Source organism: Parapedobacter soli, from assembly GCF_025460835.1.
Lineage (GTDB): Bacteria > Bacteroidota > Bacteroidia > Sphingobacteriales > Sphingobacteriaceae > Parapedobacter > Parapedobacter soli.
The window spans coordinates 36,757-43,614 of record NZ_JAMXAY010000041.1 but is presented as its reverse complement, the minus strand read 5'-3'; the positions used below and the strand labels follow the sequence as shown (position 1 = coordinate 43,614).

The 6,858-nt window shown below is 47.1% G+C and carries 4 protein-coding genes and 1 tRNA gene; all 5 read left to right on the top strand.

Features of this window, described 5'->3' with window-relative positions:
* Positions 1-1,079: 1,079 nt before the first annotated feature.
* The 5 genes from NGM62_RS16015 to rseP all read left to right on the top strand — a co-directional run bounded on the left by NGM62_RS16015 (position 1,080) and on the right by rseP (position 6,795).
* The gene (locus NGM62_RS16015) at positions 1,080-3,200 is read left to right on the top strand and encodes a S9 family peptidase (protein WP_262249270.1); all 2,121 of its coding nucleotides are present in this window, start codon (positions 1,080-1,082) and stop codon (positions 3,198-3,200) included.
* A gap of 80 nt (positions 3,201-3,280) precedes the next feature.
* Positions 3,281-3,354: transfer RNA gene (locus tag NGM62_RS16010), tRNA-Ala, on the top strand.
* Between the two features lie 63 nt (positions 3,355-3,417).
* Positions 3,418-4,203 carry a beta-carotene 15,15'-monooxygenase gene (locus NGM62_RS16005; RefSeq protein ID WP_262249269.1) on the top strand — a complete coding sequence of 262 codons (786 nt, stop codon included), beginning with the start codon at positions 3,418-3,420 and terminating at the stop codon, positions 4,201-4,203.
* 73 nt (positions 4,204-4,276) lie between these two features.
* A complete protein-coding gene (locus tag NGM62_RS16000) occupies positions 4,277-5,461 on the top strand; it encodes a 1-deoxy-D-xylulose-5-phosphate reductoisomerase (protein ID WP_262249268.1) in 1,185 nt (394 codons plus the stop codon).
* A 5-nt stretch (positions 5,462-5,466) separates the two neighbouring features.
* A complete protein-coding gene (gene rseP / locus NGM62_RS15995) occupies positions 5,467-6,795 on the top strand; it encodes an RIP metalloprotease RseP (protein ID WP_262249267.1) in 1,329 nt (442 codons plus the stop codon).
* The last annotated feature ends 63 nt before the right edge of the window (positions 6,796-6,858 follow it).

Sequence of the window (6,858 nt, the reverse complement as noted above, 5' to 3'; positions counted from 1 at the left end):
CCCACGATTTGACACCTCACTACGTTTTTTTGTTAATAATCGATAGATAAAGGATTGGATACAAGCAAGATAATGTCTGTTCGGTCTGAAATCCAATTTGATTTGACTCAGATCAGACCGGATTTGTTGTCCGGAAGGCCTTCCCTAGGTCAGATCAAATCAACTCTACCGTGCATCCGATCGGATTTACTCCGCGGCAGGCTTTCCCCGCGTCAGATCAAATCCACTCTGCCACGCATCCGATTTGCGAGTACGTTTACTCGCACAGTCTTTTTATTCGTTTAAATTTGGCAAGCCATTAACATTTACAAAGGTCTGACTATCTTGAGGGTTCGATGGTGGAGAATTAGGCCATATTTCCGACGGACGAATCGGAATTCTGGCCTAGAATTACACCTCACTATCGCTACAGTAAAATAAACCGACCCTAATCATTTAATTAAATCGCTTAATATTAGTTGTTTATGTGTCTAATCCATCGCTAAAGAGCATCAAACTACATGTAGTTTTCCGCTAACTACATGTAGTTTGCCTCCATTTACATGTAATCTATTTACAAAGACATGTATAAAGCGTCAGATTACACGTCTTTAGACGCGGTGTCATTGTAGTTGTCAGGAAAAGCAATGTTGTTTACCTTGCACTACATGTATTTATGCCCGAACTACCTGTCTTTAGGTACAGACTACATTGATGGAGGCGCGGAATACATGTCATTGTCCTTGCTTTCCATGTTTTCCTTGCCTGTTTACATGGATTCGGATTCAGAATACAAAGCGTTACGGCGTCCAACCCGTGCTCATTCTTCACCGGCCCCGTACCGCAGCCTGAATCCGTGGGCTTTCGAGGAAGTGCTCCCCGTAGCTATTGGAGAAATACTTGGGACGTAGAGCAACGCTCTGGCTTCAGTTTATGGATGAAGTCTTCAACCGATAAGGTCAGTTTAGTAGCCATGACACGATGTTTTTTACGAAGACACGTTGATTTCATCCGTAAGCAACCATTTGTGTGGTTCGGATGCACAAAATTCCCTACCTTAGTCGCTATTAACTTACGTGAATAACCAAAATAATACACATATGAATCGTAGTTTATGCATGGCAATAGGTGCGTTCCTGTTGTTTGTATCCCAAACGGAAGCCCAGACCAAGCGGCTAGACCTGCAACAGTCGCTAGGGCAGAAGCCGTCGCTGACCAAGCCGATCAACGTTTTTAGTGGCTGGGCGGATGCCCAGCATTATATTGAATACGATGTGCAAAGCAAGCAGCGCTACCAAGTACACGTTAAAACGGGCGAACGAAGTGTGTATACGCCGCCACCGGCCAGCAATGTGGTGGTTTATATGGAGAACAACGATGTTTTCATTCGCCAGGGCACCGAAGCGCCGCGGCAATTGACGCAATCGCCCGCGGATGAAGAGAAGAACCCCACACTATCACCTAATAACCAATATGTCGCCTTCACCCGGAACAACGATCTGTATGCGGTGAACGTTTCCGACGGTCGTGAAATACGGTACACTACGGATGCCACCGACGTCATTTACAACGGCTGGGCCTCGTGGGTGTATTTTGAAGAGATTTTAGGTCGGGCTTCACGCTACCGTGCCTTTTGGTGGGCGCCGGATAGCGAAACACTGGCCTTTATGCGGTTCGACGATACGCGCGTACCCATGTTCCCTATATACGGGTCCGCCGGCCAACACGGCTATGTGGAGCAAACACGTTATCCGAAAGCGGGCGATCCAAACCCCGAAGTGCAAGTGGGCTTCGTGCCTGTGGAAGGTGGCGATGTGGTTTGGGCCGATTTCAATGCGGAAGACGACCAATACTTCGGCCAGCCCTATTGGAGCTTCGATAGCAGTAACTTGATGGTGCAGTGGATGAACCGGGATCAGACCAATCTGAAATTTTACCAAGTAGACCCGCGGACGGGGGCAAAAAAGGAAATCTATGATGAACGGCAAGATGCCTGGATCGACCTTAGCCACGAGGAGCGCATCACTTACCTGCAAGACAACAAGCACTATATCTTGAAGAGTGATAAGACCGGATGGGCACACTATTACTTGTATAAGCTTGATGGAACCCTTGTAAACCCGATTACCGAAGGGAAATGGCAGGTATCTTCGCTTGAATTGGTTGATGAAAAGAATAGGGTCATCTATTTTACCGCCCGTAAGGAGCACTCGGCCACGCAAGACCTTTACCGCGTAGATTACAATGGAAAGAACTTGAAGCGGCTCACATTTGGCGACTATACCCACCAGGTGGCCGTAGCGCCCGATGGGAAACATTTCATCACGACGTATTCCAATGTCAGTACGCCGCCTAGGGTCGCATTGTTGGATAACAAAGGGCGGCTGGTAAAAGAATTGGCAGACAGCAAAGCGGATGATTTCGACGATTATATTTATGCCAAAACGGAGTTGATCACCATTCCTACGCCAGATGGCTACGCCCTGCCGGCAACGATCACCTGGCCTACGGATTTTGACGAGACGACACCGCACCCGGTCATTTTTAGTATTTATGGCGGTCCGGATGCGGGTACGGTACGGAATACGTGGAAGGGCACGGCCAACCAACATTGGGCCAATGAGGGCATCATCCAGATCAGTGTCGACCATCGGGCATCCGGCCATTTTGGAAAAGAGGGCGTGGCGCTGATGCATCGGAACCTTGGTCACTGGGAGATGATAGATTACATCACAGCGGCCAAGTGGTTGAAAAGTAAGCCTTGGGTAGCAAAAGATAAATTGCTCATCACGGGACATAGCTACGGCGGCTACATGACGTGCCTCGCATTGACGAAAGGGGCGGATTATTTCGATTACGGCATTGCCGGAGCACCGGTAACTAGCTGGGAACTTTATGATACGCACTATACCGAGCGGTATATGGATACGCCGCAAGATAACCCCGAAGGGTATAGGAACGGTTCGGTGCTGACGTATGCCGACCAGTACAAAGGAGTGCTACGCATTCTGCACGGCGACATGGATGATAATGTGCACATGCAGAATACCATCCAATTGGTCGATGCATTGACGGATAGCGATAAGCATTTCGAGCTAATGATATACCCCGGTAGCCGGCATGGTTTTTCACGCGAAAAATCGGCTTACGACCGGAAGGAGCGGTATCGGTTTTACTATCAGTATTTGCTGGAAGAGCCGGTGCCCAAAGCATTGAGATAGCAGCGAATAAATTACCTCTTATTTTTATTTTGCCACTTGCAAGTGAAAGCTATTTTATCTATGTTTGCAGTCCGCAAAAAGGGGGTTTAGCTCAGCTGGCTAGAGCGCTTGCCTGGCAGGCAAGAGGTCACCGGTTCGAATCCGGTATCCTCCACGGAATTGTCCCGACGTTGTCGGGATTTTTTTTAGGGTCAATAACCGAGTTTACCGGATGTCAATGATTCAATTTTTGAAAGCCAGTACGTTTGCCGTAAATGAGGTGATTTCCCGCTCTTGGGAGTTGCTTAAAAACCATTATTTTTCTATCGCCGGCCTCTGTTTCCTGTTGTTTTTAACCTCTAATACGTCTGGTATATTGGCCTTTTATTTCAGCGAAGTGAACACTTTCTTAAGTGTGTTTATGGCTTTGCTGTTCGTTATCTTGTATTTCGGTACGCAGCTTACCCTTTTTAAATATATCTTGGCGTTAGCCGATAAAAGAGAAAAGATCAGCTTAATGGAAACGGTGCCCAGTACGAGGGAGTTACGCTATTTTTTTACAGCGATGTTTAGCATAGCGTTGCTTGCGTTGGTGTTTTATCTCATTATTTCGGTATTAGCATTCCCATTGATATATGCGGGGGTGGAAGTTTCGTTGATGGTGAATATCGCGCGAATCATATCAGCTATCGTTGTTTTTGCATTTTTGCTGCGGGTGGCTTTTTATCCGTTTTTCATTATCCAACAGCAGGCAGAACCTTTCCGCGCACTCCGCCTCAGTTTTGCGCTTACCAGAGGAAATGTTACCAGATTGTTGTTGATATTGGCTTTTTTTGCCATTTTGCACCTTCTATATATGTATTTTAATTACGCGGGTTATCCAATGGTGTCTACGATATTGAGTTTGGTTAATTCTTTTTTGGTAGGGCCGTTGTCGAGTGTGGTTATTGCGATGGCTTTTAGGAGCATGATGGCCGATTATCGTGGTGGGGATGATCCGGAAGTAATGAAGCATATAATCTAGTCTTTGATGGGTGGACTATGATGGATGTTTCGCAGTGATTGGATGATTAGTGGCCTACGAAAACTATAAAATATTGAAAAAAAAACAAATAGCGATTTTAGGTGCTACCGGTAGTATCGGCACACAAGTACTTGAAGTGATCCGCTCGTATCCCGGCCGGTTTGAGGTTGTGGTACTTACAGCTGCTAAGAACGCGCGTTTGTTGATTGAGCAGGCGTTGGAGTTCAAACCTAAAGCAGTCGTGATTGGAGACGAGAGTAGGTATGGTGAAGTAAAAGCAGCATTATCACACACCACTATTGAGGTGCTTGCGGGTGTCCCGGCGCTTGAAGATGTTGTGCAGTACGATTATATAGATTTGGTTGTCAGCGCACTGGTGGGATACGTTGGTCTGCGCCCAACAGTAGCGGCCATTACTGCCGGTAAGGATATTGCATTAGCCAACAAAGAGACATTGGTAGTGGCTGGGCAGCTGGTGATGGAACTTGTGGAGCGGCATGGCATCCGCCTTTTGCCAGTAGATTCTGAACATTCGGCGATCTTTCAGTGCATCGCAGGTGAACAGCATAACCCGATTGAAAAGATTTATCTGACAGCGTCTGGTGGACCTTTCCGGGGGCAGAGTGCGGCATACTTAGCTACTGTAGGTTGTGAAGAAGCACTACGGCATCCCAATTGGGTGATGGGAGCGAAGATTACGATTGACTCGGCCACATTAATGAATAAGGGCCTGGAGGTTATTGAAGCAAAATGGCTGTTCGGTCTGCAAACTGAACAGATTGACGTGATCGTCCATCCGCAATCCGTGGTTCATTCACTCGTGCAGTTTGAGGATGGAAGTATCAAGGCCCAATTGGGACTGCCAGATATGAAATTGCCTATCCAATATGCACTAACACATCCTCAAAGGGTGCAGAACCGATTGAAGCGCTTTAGTTTTACGGATTTCCCGGCATTGAATTTCGAAAAACCAGACACGGATACATTCCGTAACCTAGTACTGGCCTATCGGGCGTTGGAGATCGGGGGTAATATGCCCTGCATCCTCAATGCGTCGAATGAAGTGGTTGTGGCTGCATTTTTGGATGGAGAGGTGGGCTTTTTACAGATGAGTGATATTATCGAGGAGGTGATGCAGCGGGTGACGCATATAGAGGTTCCTTCAATGGACGATTATATGGAAACTGATCGGTATAGCCGTGAAGTCACTTCCGATTTAGTAATGAAATATAATAACGCATATCATATAGCAAAGTAAAATAAATGGGTGTATTGGTGATGATAGGACAGGTATTGTTAGGGCTGTCCATTTTGATTGTATTGCACGAGTTAGGTCACTTCCTGGCAGCACGTGCATTTGGGATTAAGGTTGAGAAATTCTATCTGTTTTTCGATGCGTGGGGTATCAAACTGTTCAAATTTACCTATAAGGGTTGCGAGTACGGCATCGGATGGTTGCCATTAGGGGGCTATGTTAAAATCGCAGGGATGATTGATGAGTCGATGGATACGGAACAACTCCAAGGCGAACCACAACCCTGGGAATTCCGTTCTAAACCGGCGTGGCAGCGCCTTATTGTGATGATGGGGGGCATTATCGTGAACATCATATTGGGTATATTCATATTTTGGATGCTTACATTCAAATATGGAGAAACCTATATTGATAATACCAAATTGGTAAATGGGGTGGTGCCAGGCGTAATCGGTAAACAGATCGGTTTGCAGGCAGGTGACCATATCACGGCGGTGGATGGTCAGCCTATTCTCCGGTTCAGCGACCTACTCGGTTCAAAAGTGCTGATGGGAAACACCACATTATCGGTGGTACGCGATGGAGAGACCTTATCGATACCCGTACCGGGAGATATCTTGAATGATGTTGCCGACTATGACAGGAATGAGTTTGTGGCGGTCCGATCAAGGACGATGGCCGTCGATTCGGTTATTGCGGGTAGTGTAGCCGAGATGGCGGGGATTCAGCCCGGCGATAGTATTTTGAGCATCAACGGGTCGGCTACACCCTACTGGGATCAGGTAAGAGATATCATTGGGGGCAGCTCCGGCAAGCAGGTCTTGCTGACGATGCTCCGCGGTGTTGACACGGTTACGGTGGAGGCAACCGTGCCGGAGGATGGTACCCTCGGTTTTTTGGCCTACCAAGATACCGATTTTCCCCATGTCACTGTCCATTATGGCTTCTTTGAGTCGTTGCCGATAGGGGCGTCCAAAGCGTGGGGTACACTGATAGATAACGCTAAGGGGTTAGGTAAAATAGCCACTGGCGAATTGCGTGCAGATAAGGCCATATCAGGTCCGGTGCGTATTGCCACCATGTTTGGGTCTGAGGTGAATTGGATCAAATTCTGGACGTTGGTAGGCATCTTGTCGATGGCGTTAGCACTGATGAATTTCCTGCCAATACCGGCGTTGGATGGGGGACATGTCGTTTTCTTACTGGTGGAAATCATCCAAGGCAAACCACTGAGCGATAAATTCCTTGAGAAGGCACAGATCGCAGGCTTTTTTATACTCTTGGCGCTTATGGTTTTTGTTTTTGGTAATGACATCTTAAAGATTGTGAGTAAATAGGGAGCACTGGCGTTAATGGGATGAAGCGGTAAAGCCGAGCTATAGGTCAAACAAATTAACAAC

Coding starts and splice junctions, on each gene's coding strand:
- NGM62_RS16005 (WP_262249269.1), top strand. CDS start 3,418: ATGATTCAATTTTTGAAAGCCAGTACGTTTGCCGTAAATGAGGTGATT.
- rseP (WP_262249267.1), top strand. CDS start 5,467: ATGGGTGTATTGGTGATGATAGGACAGGTATTGTTAGGGCTGTCCATT.
- NGM62_RS16015 (WP_262249270.1), top strand. CDS start 1,080: ATGAATCGTAGTTTATGCATGGCAATAGGTGCGTTCCTGTTGTTTGTA.